The organism is Luteolibacter arcticus, from assembly GCF_025950235.1.
Lineage (GTDB): Bacteria > Verrucomicrobiota > Verrucomicrobiia > Verrucomicrobiales > Akkermansiaceae > Haloferula > Haloferula arctica.
In genome coordinates this window covers 63,911-82,040 of sequence record NZ_JAPDDT010000016.1, presented here as the reverse complement: position 1 = coordinate 82,040, position 18,130 = coordinate 63,911, and the positions used below count along the sequence as shown (strand labels likewise).

9 protein-coding genes are annotated in these 18,130 nt (G+C 60.8%); 7 read left to right on the top strand and 2 right to left on the bottom strand.

Annotated features, from left to right (window positions below):
* Nucleotides 1-157: 157 nt before the first annotated feature.
* The 6 genes from OKA05_RS24365 (at nucleotide 158) to OKA05_RS24340 (ending at nucleotide 9,237) form a co-directional block, all read left to right on the top strand.
* The gene (locus OKA05_RS24365; RefSeq protein WP_264489819.1) at nucleotides 158-2,914 is read left to right on the top strand and encodes an alpha-L-rhamnosidase; all 2,757 of its coding nucleotides are present in this window, start codon (nucleotides 158-160) and stop codon (nucleotides 2,912-2,914) included.
* Between the two features lie 13 nt (nucleotides 2,915-2,927).
* The gene (locus OKA05_RS24360; protein ID WP_264489818.1) at nucleotides 2,928-4,994 is read left to right on the top strand and encodes a DUF5722 domain-containing protein; all 2,067 of its coding nucleotides are present in this window, start codon (nucleotides 2,928-2,930) and stop codon (nucleotides 4,992-4,994) included.
* A gap of 35 nt (nucleotides 4,995-5,029) precedes the next feature.
* Nucleotides 5,030-7,066, top strand: a complete 2,037-nt coding sequence (locus tag OKA05_RS24355) for an ATP-binding protein (protein ID WP_264489817.1) — start codon at nucleotides 5,030-5,032, stop codon at nucleotides 7,064-7,066.
* A complete protein-coding gene (locus OKA05_RS24350; RefSeq protein WP_264489816.1) occupies nucleotides 7,063-7,716 on the top strand; it encodes a LuxR C-terminal-related transcriptional regulator in 654 nt (217 codons plus the stop codon). The genes OKA05_RS24355 and OKA05_RS24350 overlap by 4 nt, the downstream gene beginning before the upstream one ends.
* A gap of 243 nt (nucleotides 7,717-7,959) precedes the next feature.
* Nucleotides 7,960-8,187: a hypothetical protein gene (locus OKA05_RS24345; protein ID WP_264489815.1), complete on the top strand. Its 228-nt coding sequence runs from the start codon at nucleotides 7,960-7,962 to the stop codon at nucleotides 8,185-8,187.
* Nucleotides 8,188-9,237, top strand: a complete 1,050-nt coding sequence (locus tag OKA05_RS24340; protein WP_439331386.1) for an IS256 family transposase — start codon at nucleotides 8,188-8,190, stop codon at nucleotides 9,235-9,237.
* 377 nt (nucleotides 9,238-9,614) lie between these two features.
* Here OKA05_RS24340 and OKA05_RS24335 read toward each other — a convergent pair whose 3' ends face one another.
* Nucleotides 9,615-13,628, bottom strand: coding sequence for a malectin domain-containing carbohydrate-binding protein (locus OKA05_RS24335; protein ID WP_264489813.1), 4,014 nt, complete (start codon nucleotides 13,626-13,628; stop codon nucleotides 9,615-9,617).
* Nucleotides 13,568-14,443 carry a ThuA domain-containing protein gene (locus OKA05_RS24330; protein WP_264489812.1) on the bottom strand — a complete coding sequence of 292 codons (876 nt, stop codon included), beginning with the start codon at nucleotides 14,441-14,443 and terminating at the stop codon, nucleotides 13,568-13,570. Before OKA05_RS24330 ends, OKA05_RS24335 begins: the two co-directional genes overlap by 61 nt.
* A 570-nt stretch (nucleotides 14,444-15,013) precedes the next feature.
* Here OKA05_RS24330 and OKA05_RS24325 point away from each other — a divergent pair.
* Entirely contained in the window at nucleotides 15,014-17,887 is a 2,874-nt protein-coding gene (locus tag OKA05_RS24325; protein ID WP_264489811.1) for a beta strand repeat-containing protein, read from the top strand.
* The last annotated feature ends 243 nt before the right edge of the window (nucleotides 17,888-18,130 follow it).

The following is an 18,130-nucleotide window of genomic DNA, read 5'->3' as shown; positions in this document are numbered from 1 at the left end:
TCCTTGATCCCGAATTCACGGGAGGCCGGGAGCCTTGCCGAAATCGGGCAATGTCGACCTCACGTAAAAACGGGATGACCTCCGCGCAAGAAATCCTGCACGTTCCCGGGTAATTTTTCACTCCGTAACGAAGTCCGATTCTGGAACCCACAAGCCGATGAAGTATTTTTATGTGTTGATCGCCCTTGCCCTTCCAGTGGCTGCCGAGTTGTCCCCGCTTGAGCTTCGCTGCGAATATCATCAATACCCGCTGGCGGTCTGCACTCCCACCCCGAGATTCTCATGGAAAGTCGCTCCGACCGATCCCGCCGCGCGAGATATCCGGCAGGCCGCTTATGAAATCCAGGTCGCGAGCGAGTCCGAGGGATTCGAAGCCAAGTCACTCTGGTCATCCGGAAAGGTCACCTCACCCGCGACCGACCAGATCGTCTATGCGGGCGAGACCCTGGCATCCGGCGACCGGGCGTCCTGGCGGGTCCGCGTTTGGGGGGCAGGGAGCGAGGCCTCGGAGTGGAGTCCGCCCGCTTCGTTCAGCATCGGACTTCTGAATCCGGAGGACTGGAGCGCTTTGTGGATCAGCGCGAAGAACGAGCAATCGTTCACGACCACTGAGAACGTCCAAAATTTCATCGGCGAGCCGAGCCGCGGCAAGCTCGTGGTCACTCCGGCAAAGTATTTCCGCAAGGAATTCCAGTCCGCGCCCGTCGTCCGTGCCACGGTGCATGCCACCGCCCTCGGAGTTTACACGCTCGAAATCAACGGCCAGCGCGTCTCCGACGAACGTCTCGCCCCCGGCTGGTCCGCCTATCAGCGGCGTATCCATTACCAGACCTACGATGTTACGAAACTGCTCCGGGACGGCAAAAACGCCATCGGGGCGACGCTCGCCGACGGCTGGTATTCCGGCTACGTCGCCTACGGCCTGCTAACCGACCAAGAGGGGCTCGTCCCCGGCATCAACGGCCGCTACTGCTACGGCGTCTCCACCGCGGTGAGGGTCCAGTTGAAACTGGAACGGGCGGATGGCAGCAGTGAGACGATCATCACCGATCCCACTTGGAAAGCCTCGCCTGGCCCCATCACCGAAAGCGACATTCTGATGGGCGAGTCCTACGACGCGCGCAAGGAGCTGACCGGTTGGTCCGCTCCGGGATACGATGACTCAAACTGGCAGTCCGCCGTTTGCAAAACCGGCACCGACTCGAAAATCGAGCCCCACCCCGGCGTCCCGGTCAGACCGATCGAGCAAATGACCGCCAAGACCGTCGTCGAGCACAAGCCGGGCGTTTTCATTTTCGATCTCGGCCAGAACATCTCCGGCGTCGTCCGCCTCAAGGTGAAGGGCAAGGCCGGTGACAAAGTGACGATCCGCTATGCCGAGGTCCTCCACAACGACGGCCGCCTCAGCACCGAAAACCTCCGCTGCGCCCGCGCCGTGGACACCTACATACTAAAAGGTGATCCCGCCGGAGAAACATGGATGCCGGAGTTCACCTACCACGGATTTCAATACGTCGAGCTCACCGGCTTTCCCGGCACGGCCGGCCTCGATGCGGTCACCGGAATCGTCATCCACTCCGACACCCCACTGCACGGCGCATTCGAATGTTCCGACCCGATGCTGAACAAGCTCTATCAAAACATGGTTTGGACGCAGCGGGCGAATTTCTTCGAGATGCCCACCGACTGCCCGCAACGCGACGAGCGCATGGGCTGGACCGGAGACGCCCAAATCTTCGTCCGCGCCGCCACCTTCAACGCGGACATCGCCTCGTTCTACACCAAGTGGCTGCGCGACCTCAATGACGACGCCTGGGACTACGGCGCCTATCCGGCCTACGCCCCGCGGCCGCTCGCCCGGCCTAACGAGCACCACGCCGCCGGGTGGATGGACGCCGGGGTGATCTGCCCGTGGACGATCTGGCAGGTCTATGGCGACACCCGCGTCATCAGCGAGCATTGGCGGAAAATGAACGATTTCATGGCTTGGCGCGCCACGCGGGACCCGGAGCTGAAAGGCGCAACCGACGATTGCAGCTTCGGCGACTGGCTGTCCGTTGGAAATGTCAAGACGCCCATCCCGTTCATCGACCTCGCCTACCATGCCTACGACGCCCGGCTCATGGCGGAAATGGCGGCAGCGATCGGCAAGCCCGGCGACGCGGCGAAATACCAGGCCCTCGCTGAAAAGGTCACCTCAGCCTTCCGCAAAATTTATCTTCAGGAGGACGGCAGGCTGACCATTCATAACCAATCCGCCTATGCCATCGCCCTGTTCTTCGATCTCATTCCGAGCGGAGAGTCTGCCGCGCAGCTTGCCGGCCTCATCCGTGAAAACGGCAACAAGATGACGACCGGATTCCTCGGCACCCGCCCGCTGCTGCCCGCCCTATCCGCCAGCGGCCACCACGATCTGGCAGGCGTCCTTATGCAACAGCGCGAATACCCGAGTTGGGGCTACGAGGTGGACAACGGCGCGACCTCCATCTGGGAACGCTGGAATTCCTACATCAAGGGCAGCGGCGTCCATGAACCGAGCATGAACTCTTTCTCGCACTATGCCTTCGGCGCCGTTTGCGAATGGATGTTTGCCGATCTGGCGGGCATCGACCGCGCCGCTCCCGGTTTCGACCGCGTTAGAATCGCCCCGCGTCCCACCGGCACCATCACCCATGCCGCCGCGTCCATGGAGACGCGGCACGGCAGGCTCGGCTGTTCATGGAAAATCGAAAAGGGGAAATTCCTCGCCGAGGTGACCGTCCCACCCAACACCACTGCCGACGTCGTCCTGCCGGTGAAGGGCGAGGTCTCCGAGGGCGGCTCGCCCGCCACAGGACGGCCCGGCGTCCGCGCGGCGAACGGCAATCAACTCACCCTCGGCTCCGGCACCTATCAATTCAGCGCCACGCTCTAACCATCACTCCACCATGCGACTCCTTCGCTTCCTGCTCTTGTTCAGTGCCGCCGCTCACGCAGCACCCGTCCCGCTGAAGCTCCAGCGTTTCAGCGATCCCTCACCCGCGTTCAAGGAAACCGCGGGCACTGTGGAAATACACGGGCCGATGTCGATCCGCGCCACGCCCGCCACTCCTCCCGGACCGGCCGATTTGGTGCTGGAGATGGAATACTTCTGCGCGGGCGGCGTGCCCACCTTCGCTGCCCTACCCGGTCCGCCATTCGAGGCGAAAACCGCGCGTATGCTTCCAGAAATCGGCCACAGCGAAACGTGGACCACCTACACTGCCCGGATCGCGACCAAGGACAAACCCCTGCCCTCCGACTGGAAAGAACTTCGTTTGGACTTCCCGATCCCCGCCCAGGGCGTACTGCAAGTCCGCAAGATTCATCTCCGGCCCGAGCAACCCGGAGAGTTCGACGCGATTGATAGTCATCCTTCCGCCGCCTCGACCCCGAAGGCGCTGCAAGCCTACCTCGACCGCAAGTTTCCCGCATCCATCGACAAGGTCTCCGTCGGCAAGGACCTGGTCCGCATCGAAGGCAAGACCGGCGGGGAAACCGGCAATCTCCATCTTGCAGACATCCCTATGGACATCGTACTCGGCGACTCGCGGAGCTGGCAGACGCTCGTTGAGGTGAAGCCGCAAGCCGACGGCAGCTTCACAATTGATGTTCCGCGCCGCCGCCCGCGCGACGGATTCGACTACGACCGGCTTACCTCCCGCTGGCAACTCGTTAGAAAATCCGCCGAAGCCTGCGCCCCCATTTCCCACGCCCGTTACGCCGAGTGGGTCGAGTGCCGCTCACCGGAACTTCCCGCCGCCAAGCCGAAGAACAAAAAGGGCCTCGGCGGCTGGCACCGCGGCAAGATTCCCGACGAACTTGAACAGCTCGGCATTTCCGCCGTCACCGTGAACCTCATCGTTAATTCTTACGTTTCACTAAATCCAGGAGCCGAAACGATTCCGTTTCAGTGGCAAGGCCGGACCTATTACGCGCGGGAGAAAAATCTCGCCGCCATGGATGCGACGCTTCTCGAAGCGCAAAAGCACGGCGTGATGGTGTCGGTCATCCTCCTGCTGGTGAACCCCGCGAAGAGCGCCGAACCCGCCGTCAAACTCATGGGCCATCCGGATGCCGTCCGCCAGGGCACCTACGCCATGCCCAACGTCACCTCGCCCGAGGGCATCGCCCTCTACGGCGGCATCCTCAATTTCATGGCGGAGCGCTGGTCGCGGCCGGACGGCAAATACGGCCGCGTCCACCACTGGATCATCCACAACGAGGTCGATGCCGGCTGGGTCTGGACCAACGCCGGGGACAAGCCCGCCATCGTCTATCTGGACCTCTACCAGCGGTCCATGCGCTTGATGGACCTCATCGCCCGCCAGTATGATCCCAACGCGCGCCCGTTCATCAGCCTCACCCACCACTGGGCCCACCACGGCGCGAAATACTGGCATGGGTCAAAACGTCTGGTCGATTTGCTGGTGGAGTTCACCCGCGCCGAAGGAGATTTCCCGTGGGCCATGGCCTACCATCCCTACCCCCAAAACTTGTTCAATCCCCGCACGTGGGAAGACGAGCAAGCCACTTTCAGCTTCGATTCCCACAAGATCACCCCGAAAAATCTCGAAGTCCTTGATGCCTACATGAAACAGCCCGCGCTTCTTTATAAGGGAAAAGTCCGGCCGGTGCATCTTTCGGAAAACGGTTTCAACTCCAAGGACTACTCGCCCAAGCAACTCGAGGATCAGGCTGCAGGAATGGCGCTGGCCTGGAAAAAAATGGCAGCCCTGTCATCGATCGAGTCCTGGCAATATCACAACTGGATCGACAACCGCAAAGAGGGCGGGCTCCGGATCGGCCTGCGGAAATTCCCCGACGAACCCGGCGACCCCTCCGGCAAGAAGCCGATCTGGCACCTCTACCGGGCATTCGCCACTTCCGGAGAGGACGCCGCCGCAGAGCCCTATTTGAAGACCATCGGGATTTCCACATGGGAGCACGTCCTCCACCGCGGAACGATCCGCTGACCGAGCGGCGGGCAGGTTTTGATTTTCATTCACCCATGATCGTCCATTCCACCGTCGCCAGTGCGAATGATTCGTGGTATCCCCTCAGTCGGATGTTGCGAAACCTCAGACACGCCCCGCTGCTCGCCCTCTTCATGGCGGGGCCAATCTCGCACGCGGAGGAAGCTCCGCCCCAATACCAGTTTCCCGAACAGTTTTCCGAACGCCTTCGCCAGATCAATTCCCGGCTCCGCCAGATCAACACCGAGATTCAGTCGTTGCCCGTCATGTCCGATATCGACGCCCGGGGGAGCCATGGATTTCACTCCAACTTCACCTTTGGCAGTGAAGATAACTGGTTCGAAGTCAGTTGGGAGTCGCCACAAACCCTCGACGGCATCGCCATGGTTCCGACGCGCATCACGACCCAGAGCGGGATAAGGTCGAATTATGGGTTTCCCGGGAGTTTGCGCATCGAAGCTACCCGGCACGGCGAAAGCGAACGCTTCATCCTCGCCGAGATTCGCGAGACCCGACTTGATCTACGGCGCGGCGAACCGCTGTTTCTGGACGTACAGGCGGCAGGGATCACCGCGTTGCGGTTCATCCCCGAGAGTCTTCTGACACTTCCGGGAAAAGACGTGCGCTTCTTTTCACTGGCGGAGTTAATGGTCTATCAAGGGCAGCGCAACATCGCCCGCGGCGCTAATCTCCGGGCGAACTTCAGCATCGATACCGAGGTCGGTTGGAATATCCACTACCTTACCGACGAGCAGTCGTCGCTTGGCCCGCCCGAGCTCCCCCTTCCCGGCAAAAGCCTCGGCTGGCATGGCGACGTTTCGCGCGGCGCCACCACGCCCACGTGGGCCATCATCGATCTCGGAACTCCGTGCGAATTTGAATCCGTTCGCCTGGTGGCCGCCCGGGGCGACGCGCCGATCAAAGGTCCGGGATTTGGTTTCCCCGCGCGATTCCATGTGGAAGTGGCGGATGAACCTGCGGACGGGGCTTGGAAACTTGTGTGGAGCAGCGGCGATTCCGACGTGACCAATCCCGGATACAACCCGATGACCATCCATTTTCCTTCCGCGCGGGGCCGCTATGTTCGGGTGTCAATTGACAAAATTCACACCACGGACGCGTTCGCCACGCCACGCATCCTGTTGTCCGAAGTCGAAGTCCTGCACGGCTTTGAGAACATCGCGCTTTCGCGGCCCGTCTCCACACCTGACAGCTTCGCAAGCGTGGCCCACGACGCCACTCGTGTCTGGAGCCGCGCCGGATTAACGGACGGCCATTCCTCCACCGGTCGGCTGATCCACGAGCGAGACTGGGTGCGAAGTCTGTCGCGGCGATTCGATCTGATCTGCGAGAGAAGTCTCCTCGCCTCCGAGCAGGCCCGGCTGCACGAATATTGGGACAACCTCCGCGTCGCGACTATCTTCGGTGTCTTGGCAACGACGATCATCGGCCTGTTAATCTGGCAAGTTCGACAACGGCTCCACGCCCGCGCCACCATGATCACGCTTCGCAACCGGATCTCCAGCGACCTTCACGACGAAGTTGGCAGCAACCTCGCCACCATCTCTCTCCTTTCCGAGTTCGGACCCACGCCCGGGAATCTCGACGATATCAACCGCCTTTCGCGCGAAACCTCTTTGGCGCTGCGGGAGATCGTTGAGATCAACCTCGCCTCCAAGCGCGCTCGCAAACCGCTGCCTGAGCGCTTGCGCGACATCGCGTCCCTGATGCTGAGGGAACAGAAGTGGAGCTTCGAGATCTCCGCCTTCCCGGTCTTCGATCTGGAGCAACGGAAGCATCTGGTGTTCTTCTTCAAGGAGGCGCTTCATAACATCATCCGCCATTCCAAGGCTAGGAACGTGCGGATCACTTTTGAAACGACGCCGCCGAACTTCCGCCTCCTCATTGAAGACGACGGCTTGGGAATTCAAAACACATCCTCTGACGCGGTTGCGAAACTTTACACCCTGCGTCAGCGAGCCAGCAGTCTGGCCGGAACCTTCACCGTCGAGTCCAAACCGGGAGAAGGTACTCGCATCACGCTTCTGTTCCCCAACCAATCCTGTCAATGAGCGCCGTGATCCATGCCCCGAAACATGTATGCCTGATAGAAGATCATCTGGACTACCGCCGCGTACTCCGCAACGCGATTAACTCCAGCGAGCATCTGCGCTGCGAGCTTGTTTTCTCGTCGATCGAAGCCTTTATCGCCGAGACCGAGACGGGCAGTCATGTAGATGTGGTGTTGTTGGACCTTGGCTTGCCGGGGATGCACGGGGTCGCGGGCATCGACGTGATACAACGGCGCTTCCCGAACGCTAGGATCCTCGTTTTGACCGTCTACGATCACAAGCCCATTGTCCTGGAGGCGTTGGCGGCCGGAGCGGGTGGATACCTGTTGAAATCCGACCGACTCGAAATCATACTTCACGGCATTGACGAAGCTCTCGCGGGAGGTGCTCCTTTGAACAGCCACATCGCCCGGATGATCCTGTCCACCTTTAACACCGTGAAACCGGAGAGACCGGAAATCGATCTGTCGGATCGGGAACGGGAGACGCTCGCGATGCTTGCCAAAGGGCTCATCAAGAAGGAAATCGCGGATCAACTCAAGATCTCTTATCACACCGTGGATACCCATGTTCGCAACATTTACGCGAAGCTGAAAGTGCATAATCTATCAGGAGCGGTCACCAAGGCGATCAAGCTCGGACTGACATGACAGTCGGGGGGGGCTCGGGCCGGCAGGCGATCCTTGTCAGCTTAAAAAGAGCGACTTCGGCGGAACGCTGACCCGGACGGTCCGGAGCTCGTCACATCAAATTTGCGCTGTTGGCACATTGGGCGGCCCAATGGATTGTGCGGGCCAAGTTCTGGAAGTGTCCCCTGAATCGTTAGAATAGGTGGTGGCTGGTTGGTCCCACGCGACAGCGTGGGGTTGCGAAACCAAAACCAACCAACCACCGTGTTTGACGAAAGATTGAGAGAGGCCTTCTTGCAAGGCGAAGAGCGGGAAGCCGCGCTGTTGTTCCGCCAGATGCTGCACCGAAGCGTGCGGCTGGGGCTTTACGAGGCGATGGCCGAGGAGGTCGAAAGGCTGTGCGGTCCGCGCTACAAGCCGGATCCGGAGAGCCATTTCCAACGTGCCGGATCGGAAAAGGGCGTGGCTTATCTGGACGGCGGGAAGGATTAAATCCGCCGGCCCCGGGTGCGCCACGAAACGGAGGGCGAGGTGAAGCTGGCGACCTATGCCGCGGCTTCCAGCCCGCAGGGGCTCTTCGAGCAGGTCGTTGCGGCGGTGGCCCAGGGGCTGCCGGTGCGCGGCGTGGAACGGGCTCTCGATGGCGCAGTGAGCAGGAGCGGAGCGTCGCGGATGTGGGCGGAAAAGAGCCGCGAGCAGCTTGAATTGCTGCGCGGGCGGCCCTTGGACGACGCGGACTGGCTGAGTGTGTTCCTCGACGGGGTGTGGCTCACCCGCGAGTTGTGCGTGGTGGTGGCCGTCGGCATCGACACGGAGGGCAACAAGCGGGTGCTGGATTTCGAGCAGGGCCCCTCGGAAAACATCACGACGGTGGAAGCCTTGCTCAAGCGACTGCGAAGCCGCGGATTGGCAGCAAAAGCCGGCCGTCGGCTGCTGGTATTGCGCGACGGCAGCAGCGCGATCGCGGCGGGAGTGAGGAGGCTGTGGCCGGATGCGGTGCAACAGGAATGCCTGGTGCACGCGCACTCCAACCTGCGCGATGCGGTCCGCAAGCGCGACCGCGCGGACCTCGACCTGCGCTTCAAGGCCTTGCGCGAGGCGCAGGGCAAGGCGGCGGGCGAAGAGGCATTCGAGGACCTGATGGAGTTTGTCAGCGAGCGCAACGCGGCTGCGGCGCTGGCCTTGGGAGCGAGGCGGGACGTCCTGTTGGCCTTCCACCGGATGGAGGTGCCCTCGACGCTCAACACGACGTTTTTGAGCACGAACCTCATCGAGAACGTGCTGCGCAACTGGCGTGAGGCGACGGGCAACGTGAAGCGCTGGAACGAGAAGCAGGACATGGTCCCGCGCTGGATGGCGGCCGGCCTGCTGTGGGCGGAGGCTGGCTTCCGCAAGATCCGGCACGCGGAGGATCTGCCCCGGTTGGCAGCCGCGCTGTCGACCTCCGCTCCGTCCTCATCCCCGGCTATCGCCGGGTCCTCGTCCTTCGCTGCGAGCGACAGCGCGGATCAACAGGAGACTTGCCGATCAACCGGCAGATGAAGAACTTCACCCCAACCAGCCGCCACCCGTTCTAACGATCTGAGAGACATCCCCGTCTTCTCTCCGGACGCACGTTCGTGCGCCCGGAGAGAAAGGCGGTTTCTTTTTGCTGGCACATCTATGTCATCGTTCGTCCAAAGAGTCATCGAGAAGTCTCTGGAATGGTTGCTACCCAACACAGGATTCATGGCAGGACTTGCCCGGAGCATCAAACCACAGACAAAGCCGCGCCAGGAATGGGCGGCGGCAGACTGGGAAACTTCCCCTAAACAACCCAGGACAAGAATAGCAGCAAGGCGAGGGACGAGAGACGTTGTATTCCTTAGATCGAGATTTACACGCCTTCTGTTGCACCGTCGTGGCACGAGTCGAAGCGATCAGCCCGGCGGGATTAACCCGACTTGGAGGCGGAAGAAGCTCTTCCTGTCCGTGTTGAGGCCTCCGGCGTCCGCGGCTGCGGGCAGATTCTTGTAGGTGAGGCGCTCGGTCCCGTTGCCGAGGTCTTGGACAAAAATGGCGGGAGTGATCTCAATCCAGGATGTCAGGTCACCAGAAGCCTCCAGATCATAGGCCAGATCCGTTATTCCTTGCGGGCGATTAAAACTGAGTTCGCAGGCTCCGGTGCCGTCCATCAAAAGGCGCGGCAGTATTCCGGTGTCCGCAACCAGCGGATCGCCCGCCAATGCATATTCCAAGAGTGAGTCGACGCCGTCGTGGTCGGTATCTCCCACCGGGCTCATCCCGAGTTCCGGATAGCCCTGCAACCAGGTGAAGAATCCAGTGGGAATCGTCAGCCCGCCGGTTGGGTCGCCGGTGATCTTGATCGCGTTGATCTTGGGATTGTTGCCACCCGGATTCTGCTCCAAGGTCAGCGACAGGGTGCCGTCGGAAACAGTGACGGTTCGGGTCATTTCATAGACCGTTCGATAGCCAGCCACGGCCGTGAGGTCCAGCGGAGCAGGCTGCTGGAGGTGATTCTCCAGCAGGACATTGAAGTTCCTCACGCCAGGCGTGCTTGCGCCCGACCAAGCTTCCGCGAACTGGGCGACGACTTGGTAGCGACCGTTCCGGGCGGGAATTTGCCAACTGATGTTGCCGTTGTTATAGCGGTCGCTCCGATAGAGGATGTCATCGCCTCCCGAACCGGTGAAGGTCCCAGTGTAAGTGGTCACGGTCCCCGTCGGCGCGTAGAACGCGTCCGCCATATACGGGGTCTGGCCGATTACACTTTGGTAAGCTGCTCCCCCGGCATTGATGCCAAAAGCCAAGTGCGGAACGTTGTTGAAGGTGCCCGCTCGCTCGACGTAGATCGCGTTGATCATCGGATTGTCGACGGTGGCGTTGTCCAGAGTGATCGTCAAAAAGCCGTCGCTGACCCTGACTGTGGTGGAAAGATCGACCGCGATATCCTTCCCGCCCGCTGTCGCATGGATGTCCAATCCGCTCCGGACGATCGCACCCTCCACCTTGACGTCGAACACGCGCTTTCCATTTGCCGACCAGTAGATTTCGGCAAACTTGAGCGTGACCTCATAGTCGGCGGTCTCCGGGACGGGAATCGCATAGGTCAGCGACCCGGTGTTGTGGCGTACGGTCCTGTAGAGCGTATCGTCCACGGTGTTGGCGATCGCGGTCGTCGTGCTGTACGGGGTGCCGCCGACTACATAGCGGTCGGGGTAATAGACCCGGCCCTGCCCATCGATGTAGAGTCCTTCCGGACCGGTCACGCCGCACTTGATGCCGCAGGCGAAGCCCAGGATTGGCACCGATGGCGTAACGAGCAGTACCGAGGAGTTTGGCTTGATGGGATCGCCGGCAAGATCTTCGATGCCACTCAGGGACACCGTGTAGTAAGTGCCCGCACTGGTGCCGGAAGTTGTCAAAGTCACCGACCGCTGGTCCGCTGCCGGCGTGACTCCGGAAATGGTGGCACCGTTGTTGATCGCGTAGCTGCTCATGCTACCGAGTCCGCTGGCGTCCACGGCTTGGTCGAAGTTCAGGCGGAATTGGTTAGTCCCAAGCACATCGACACCTTGGACTGCCGGTTTCTGTGAACTGTGCGTCACCCCATTGCCCCGGAAGTTGATCCAGTTCAGCCGCATCAAATCGCTGGCGCCCGCGGTTTTTTCGAAGACGAGATACAGGTCGTGGTTTCCTGCAAGCGAGCCAGATGCCGGACCGGTGAAGTCCTGATAGACCGAGTTAGACCCGGTGGATCCCACGTTGACGCTCGCCAACAGGTTGCCGGTGGGAGAGTCCTGCCGCACCTTGACCATGCTTCCCCCGACAGCCGAGGCGGCTCTCAGGCGTATCGCATCGATGTTCGCGAGGTTGAAGTCGCGGAACATGATCCAGTCCCCGTGGTCGATGGAAATCACGTCGTCGCCCCCGCCTACCGCGTCCGCCGTTGTTCCAATTTGGACACCGGATTGATTGTCGAAGAACTGGGCCATCTTGACCTTCGGCTGGAGGACGGCCTTGGTGTTGCCGGTGATCGGTTCGACACCCGGCGCGCCTCGATCGGTGTAGTAGCCATCGAACACGTAGGCGAGATCCCCATCAAACGCATGACCTTCATCCCGGGGGGTGGTGGCGATTCCAGCCAACAGGTTGGCTTGAATCTCCGTATGCTGATGGTCGCCATGCCCAAGCGAGGCCTCCAACAATACATCGTCCTTCGTGATCTGGCCGGCATCACTGCTGCCATCTTCGGCGTCTGTTACTGAGAAAGCGAAGCCCACCGTGTCGCCCCAGTCAAAGAAGCCCTGATTCACCGGCTCATTGAAGCTGAGAACGGGGGCATGATTTCCGGCAGAGATGACCACGGTGTCAAAAGCGACAAGACCCGTGGTATCCGTCACACTCAGGCGCACGCTGTAAGTCCCCGCCGTGGTATAAATGTGCTGCGGATTCGGTTCGGTTGAATCGACGATTTGGTCTCCGTTGAAATCCCAGGCGAAGGTCACTCCCGCTTCGTCCTCGGGGTCCAGACTTCCCGCCGAGCTGAAATTGACCGTCAACGGCAGGGTGCCCGAACTCACATCTACGGATGCGATCGCGCTCGGTGTGAGATTGGCTTTGGTATAGCGCACTTTGACCAGTGCCGTGTCGGCAGAAGCGCCGCCCCAGGCATCGTCGCCCCATTCGATCACGTACATCGCGCCGTCGCGGCCGAAAACCATGTCGATCGGTCTCGAAAAGTTCAGATGCGGTGCGAACTGGGTGATTTCAAGAATCGCCCCGGCGGCGTCAGTCTTGACCTCTTGGATCTCGTTGCGAGACCACTCCATGAGGAAGAGAGTGCGGTCATGGTAAGCCGGGAAGTTGTTGCCCGGCTGATACTTGTAAACCGCACCCGCCAAGGCGCAGCGGCCGCCATTCGGACTGTTGAATTCCGAGAATTGGGCCGGCGCCGCGCCATAGGGATACCAGATCCACGCGGGAGTCGGGTCAGGCAGCAGCGCCGGGTTGCCGGCTACGCCGCCGTTGTTCAAAAAGGTCGGCTCGGTGAAGTAACTCGCCAGGTCGCTGCGCAGGCTGCTCATCGTCCATGGGACTGCTGAGCCGTTCAAATAGGGCTTGTTGTCCCCGATGAAATACGGCCACCCGAACCATCCCGGGCTGCGGACCTGGTTGAATTCGTCATGAGCGCGCGGCCCACCGAACGCCACTCCGAAAGCATCCACGCTCGAGTCGGGGCCGACATCGCCGTAGTAAACCCACCCGGTGTGAGGGTCGATGCAGAAGCGGAAACAGTTGCGCGCGCCCATCGTGTAGATTTCCGGACGGGTGGCAGGCGTTCCTAGTGGGAACAGATTGCCCGCCGGGATCGTGTAGTTCGGGTGCTCGGGTGGACCCCCGCCGATCGCGGGCTTGATACGCAGCAGGCCACCGCGCAGGTCTGCGGTGTTGGGCGAGCCCTTCCGGGCATCCAGCATGATGTTGCCGGCATTGCGCGGACTATACTGCGAGGCGTCCGTATTGTCTCCGCAGCCGATCCATAGATTCCCGGCGGCATCGAAGCGCAGGCAGCCACTCTGGTGATAGCCGTTGTAACCGTAAGTGGACGGACGATTCACATACACCTCCATAAGAATCTTTTCACTCATGAGGTCGAGGTTGCCGGAAGCATTGAGGGTGAACCGCGATAAACGGGTATCGGTGGCCGTTGCCGGGTTCACCGAGTAGTTGATGTAGAGGTGCTGGGAGGCCGGAGTATCGGGGTCGAAGCCGGGATCGAGGGCAATTCCCAGAAGGCCGAAATCGCCGCCGCTATACGTGCTGATCGTGCCAATCGTGGTGGTGACACCTGTCACTGGGTTGTGCCGCTTCACCGCGCCCCGGCGTTCGACGAGGTAGATATTGCCATTCGAGTCGAGGTCCAGCGACATGGGGGAAGAAACATTGCGATCGAGCACGACCTTTTCGTAGTTCGCGTGAATCGAGCATCGCTGTCTGCCGGGATTTCGCCACCCGCCCATTCGATCGCGTTCGTCAGCAATCCCCCGAAAATCGCGTTGCTGTAGGTCTCATCGGTATGACCCATTCCCAGATAGGCAGACCGCCCGCCGTCGAAGTCCCGGCACCAGGCGATCGGATGATCGTCACCATGTGCGCCACCGGTGTAGGTTGACTCGCTGAGAACCGCCAGCACGTGTGCCTTACCGCGCGGACTGGCGGTGAAATTGTACCACTCGTCGCTGCGTGACCAGCGCTCGATCCGTTGTCCCGTCGCCGGGTCGATCACGTTGGTGATCGGGTGCACCCGGTCGAGAAATTTCACCTCGGCGGTTTGAATTGCGGGGTGACCCGAAAACTTGGCGCCGATCATATCCATGAACCACGGCCAGCCGGTCTCGGCATCGCACGCGGCATGAATGCCGACGAAACCGCGGCCATTTTGGTACCATGTCTTGAAGGCGGCTTCCTGGGAGGCATCCAGAACATCGCCCGTCGTATTCAGGAACACCACCACCTGGTGGTTGGGAAGTTGGGAGATGAACTCCGCCGAGTTCTCGGTGAAAGTGACTCCAAAATGGTGTGCCGCTCCCAGTTCCGTCAACGCAGTGACTCCTGCCGGGATCGAAGTGTGGCGGAAACCGGTGGTCTTGCTGAAGACCAGGACATCGATGCCGTGAGCCCTAACAGGAGTGGGCAGCAACACCGAAGCAAGGACAAGAATCAGAGCGATGAGCTGTTTTTTCACAGTGAGATCGATAAATTTCCTCAGGGGCAGAGTGGCTATCCACGAGAGGGCCTGCCAGTGGGATTGAATTTGGAATCGGGCCCGCCGTCTCGTCCCAAGCATCCATTTCACCTCCGGGGATGGGAATGATGAAGAGGGACGTGCGAGGGTGAGATTTAATCAGCGGACGGCGTTGGGTGCTATTTCGATGTTGCCCAGTGACGAAAATCGAACTTGGACGATCGGACTTCGGCCACTCCTTTCTGATTTCCACACGTTTCGATCGCTACGGCGAACGCCCACGAGGTCGCATAAAACAGGCTGAGGCGCGAAATGCAGCCGGTCGTTGGCTGGGCAATGTTACCACTCCGAGATCTGTCTGCCTTGAGACGTGCAAGATCGACTCTTTAGCTGCTCCCAATGAGCACCCGCCATTTGCAGGCCCGGTTTACCTGATCAGTCGGGGCAAAGGCGTTCGATTTTCGTCACTGAGCTTCATCGAAATATCCCGAGGGATTTTCCGCGCTATGATCGCCGGTTCGAAGCCCCCGCTATCCGACAATCACCTCCTCATTAAAAACTCCGAAACCCATGAACGACCTCACACATCGTGTCCGCCCCTTCAATTCTCGAACCGCACTTTCCAAGCCGCTGCTTTTAGTCGCGCTCCTTGGAGGTTCCCATGCTTACTCAGCCAGCCTGACGTGGAGCGGATCAGTGGACAACAACTGGGACACGGCGACCGCCAACTGGACCGGCTCCACTTGGAACAACGCCACGCCTGATTCCGCCATCTTTGACGCCACCGGTGTCGGCGCGGTCAATCTCACGACGGGAATCACGGCAAACGGGATCACCTTCAATACGGCAGGCTACACCATCGCCGGCAGTTCGCTCGCGCTTACTGGAACGGTCGCCACCAATGCGAGTGCCACGATCAACTCCGCCATCAGTGCGGGCGCGACGGTTTTCACCGCCGCCGCCAGCCAAGTTTTGACCCTTGGCGGCGCCATCAGCGGGGCCGGCAGCTTGAACTTCAACGGCGCTGGAACCGTCACTCTCACCGGAACCAACACCAACACTGGATTCTTCTACATCGGGCAGAGCGGTGGTGCCACCACGGTCTCCATCAATAATGGCGCGCAACTGGGCAATGGCTCGGGCGGTTCTAACTACATAGCGGTCCAAAAGGGAGGCACGCTCCGCTACACCGGCACGACGGCTACCTCGACCACGAATACCCGTGATTTCTATACCAATGATGGCGCGGCAAATGTCGACATCACCGAGGTGAACGGCCAATTGACGATCCTGGCGGGAGGCGGCGGGACTCATACTGGTGGTGGTGGTGCTAGTCCTGGTACCTTTACGAAATCCGGTGCCGGCACGCTGGCCATTTCGTCATCCGCAGTCGCCACACGGAACTTTCTCCAGCCAATCGCCATCGCCGGTGGCGTGTTGGAATTGAACAATAACGGCACCGGAGCCTTCTTCACGATTCAACGAGCCATGACCGGTTCGGCCGGCACGACTCTGCGGGTTTCAGGTGTCGGCAGAGTCGGCAACGACCAACTCACCGCCAACTATACCGGCAACCTTGCCGGCCTTGATGTGGTCAACGGGGGCACCTTTGACATCCGCGGGCAGAATGTCGTCTTCGACGCGCTCACCGGCACCGGCACGCTGGGCAACAGCTACCTGACTCACAGTTTCTCCGTGGGTGTCAACAACGGCTCCGGAACCTTCAGCGGCAATATCGTGTCGAATTCCAATGGTGCGACCTTATTGGGCCCTTCGCTGATCACCACCGGCGGTCTCAATCTGATCAAGGTCGGCACCGGCACGCAGACCCTCACCGGCAGCAACTCCTACCTCAACACCACCGTCAGTGGCGGCATCCTGAGCGTCGGCGTAATCGCGGATGCTGGAACCAGCAACCTTGGAACGGGAAGTGTCACCCTCAATGGCGGCAAGCTCCAATACACGGCCGTTGGTGCTACCACCACGACGACGCGCGCTTACAGTGCCAACAACACCACGGCAGGCAATGCCATCGAAATCACCGATGTCGGCACGACCCTGGCCATCAACAGCGGATTCGTCGGCAACGGTGCCGGAGTCGTTACTAAACAAGGGCCCGGAACGCTGAATCTCACGGGCACCGCTGACGATAGCGCTCTGGTTGTCAACGTGGCAGCGGGCACCCTGCTCCTCGACAAAACGGGTGCCTCAATCCGCGCGGTGGCGGCCATCACGGATATTGCCACGGGCGCAACCGTGAAGCTGACGGGATCCGGCACGGACCAGATCTACGGCCTTACCTCAGCCGGGACCAGCTACGGCCTCGTGAACATGAGTGGCGGCACCTTGGATTTGTTCGGGCACAGCGAAAGCCTCAACCGCCTCACTGGCACCGGCACTGTCACCAGCAACACCGCCGGAGACGTCACCCTCACGCTCGGTCAATCAAATGCGACCAATGCGTTTGGCGGCACCATCGAGAATGGCAGTGGCACGGTGGCGTTGACCAAGATCGGCACCGGCATCCTGACGCTCTCCGGCGCGAATAGCTACGGGGCCGGCACCATGATCAATGCCGGCACCCTGCTGGCGGACAATACCACGGGCTCGGCCACGGGAACGGGTGCCGTAACCGTCCATTCCACCGCCACGCTCGGCGGCATGGGGACTATCAGCGGGGATGTCACTGTGGAAACCGGTGGTACAATCGCTCCAGGGGGATCCGTCGGAACTCTCGCAACGGGAGCCCTCACGATATCCGGCGGCACACTCGCCACCGAGATTGACTCATCCGGCAGCCCCACTGCGGACCTTGTCGAGGTCACTGGCGACGTCGACCTGGACGGGCCCCTCGTCGCGACCGATATCGCTGGCAACCCCGCGATCGTCACACTCGGCACCAAGCTGACGCTCATCACCTACACCGGCAACCTCACGGGCACGTTCGACGGGCTTGCCGAGGAAGCCACGGTGGTGATCGGCAGCAACACCTTCAAGATCCGCTATGACGACAGCAATGCCGTCACCATCGAAGCTCTCGCGCCTGTCGCCGGTTACAGCTCCTGGGCCAGCATCAACGCGCCATCGCAAACCCCCGATCAGGACTTCGACAACGACGGCATCGCCAACGGTGTGGAATACGTCCTAGGCGGATTGGCCACCAGCCAGGACGCGGGCAAGGCTCCGACCGCTTCGGTCTCCGGCGGCAACCTCGTCTTCACCTTCCTGCGTGATCGGGATTCGAGGACCCCGGACACCGACGTCTTCATCGACGTGGGCACCACGCTTGCTGCATGGCCGCTGAACTTCACCGTCGGAGACGTCACCGGCGGCGGGGTGACCGTAATCGATAACCTCGATGGCACCGACACGGTGACCCTCACGGTTCCGCAAACACCGGACACCGCGAAGTTCGCCCGCCTTCGGGTGGAAGTGACGCCTTGAGCCTTCCGGTTCGCGGGCAGCGAACGAAATGAATTCCCGTCGAGGTCAAGAAGGGAGAAGGAGCGCCGCGCGGAGCAATCCGCGCGGCGCTTGAGTTCCAACCTGATGATTGAGTCGAAAGTGACGATCACCGCCGAGGAACTGGATGCCGCTCTCGATCTCGTCACCGTGAGGAGTCCGAAAGCGCTGGCGGGTAACAGGGCCAAGCTCTTCGCGCGCATGAAAGTCAGGCGGACGCTCACG

What these genes read in the sequence shown, in the direction of transcription:
- OKA05_RS24365 (WP_264489819.1), top strand. Translation starts at nt 158, where the DNA reads ATGAAGTATTTTTATGTGTTGATCGCCCTTGCCCTTCCAGTGGCTGCC.
- OKA05_RS24360 (WP_264489818.1), top strand. Translation starts at nt 2,928, where the DNA reads ATGCGACTCCTTCGCTTCCTGCTCTTGTTCAGTGCCGCCGCTCACGCA.
- OKA05_RS24355 (WP_264489817.1), top strand. Translation starts at nt 5,030, where the DNA reads ATGATCGTCCATTCCACCGTCGCCAGTGCGAATGATTCGTGGTATCCC.
- OKA05_RS24350 (WP_264489816.1), top strand. Translation starts at nt 7,063, where the DNA reads ATGAGCGCCGTGATCCATGCCCCGAAACATGTATGCCTGATAGAAGAT.
- OKA05_RS24335 (WP_264489813.1), bottom strand. Translation starts at nt 13,628, where the DNA reads ATGTCGCTGGACCTCGACTCGAATGGCAATATCTACCTCGTCGAACGC.
- OKA05_RS24325 (WP_264489811.1), top strand. Translation starts at nt 15,014, where the DNA reads ATGAACGACCTCACACATCGTGTCCGCCCCTTCAATTCTCGAACCGCA.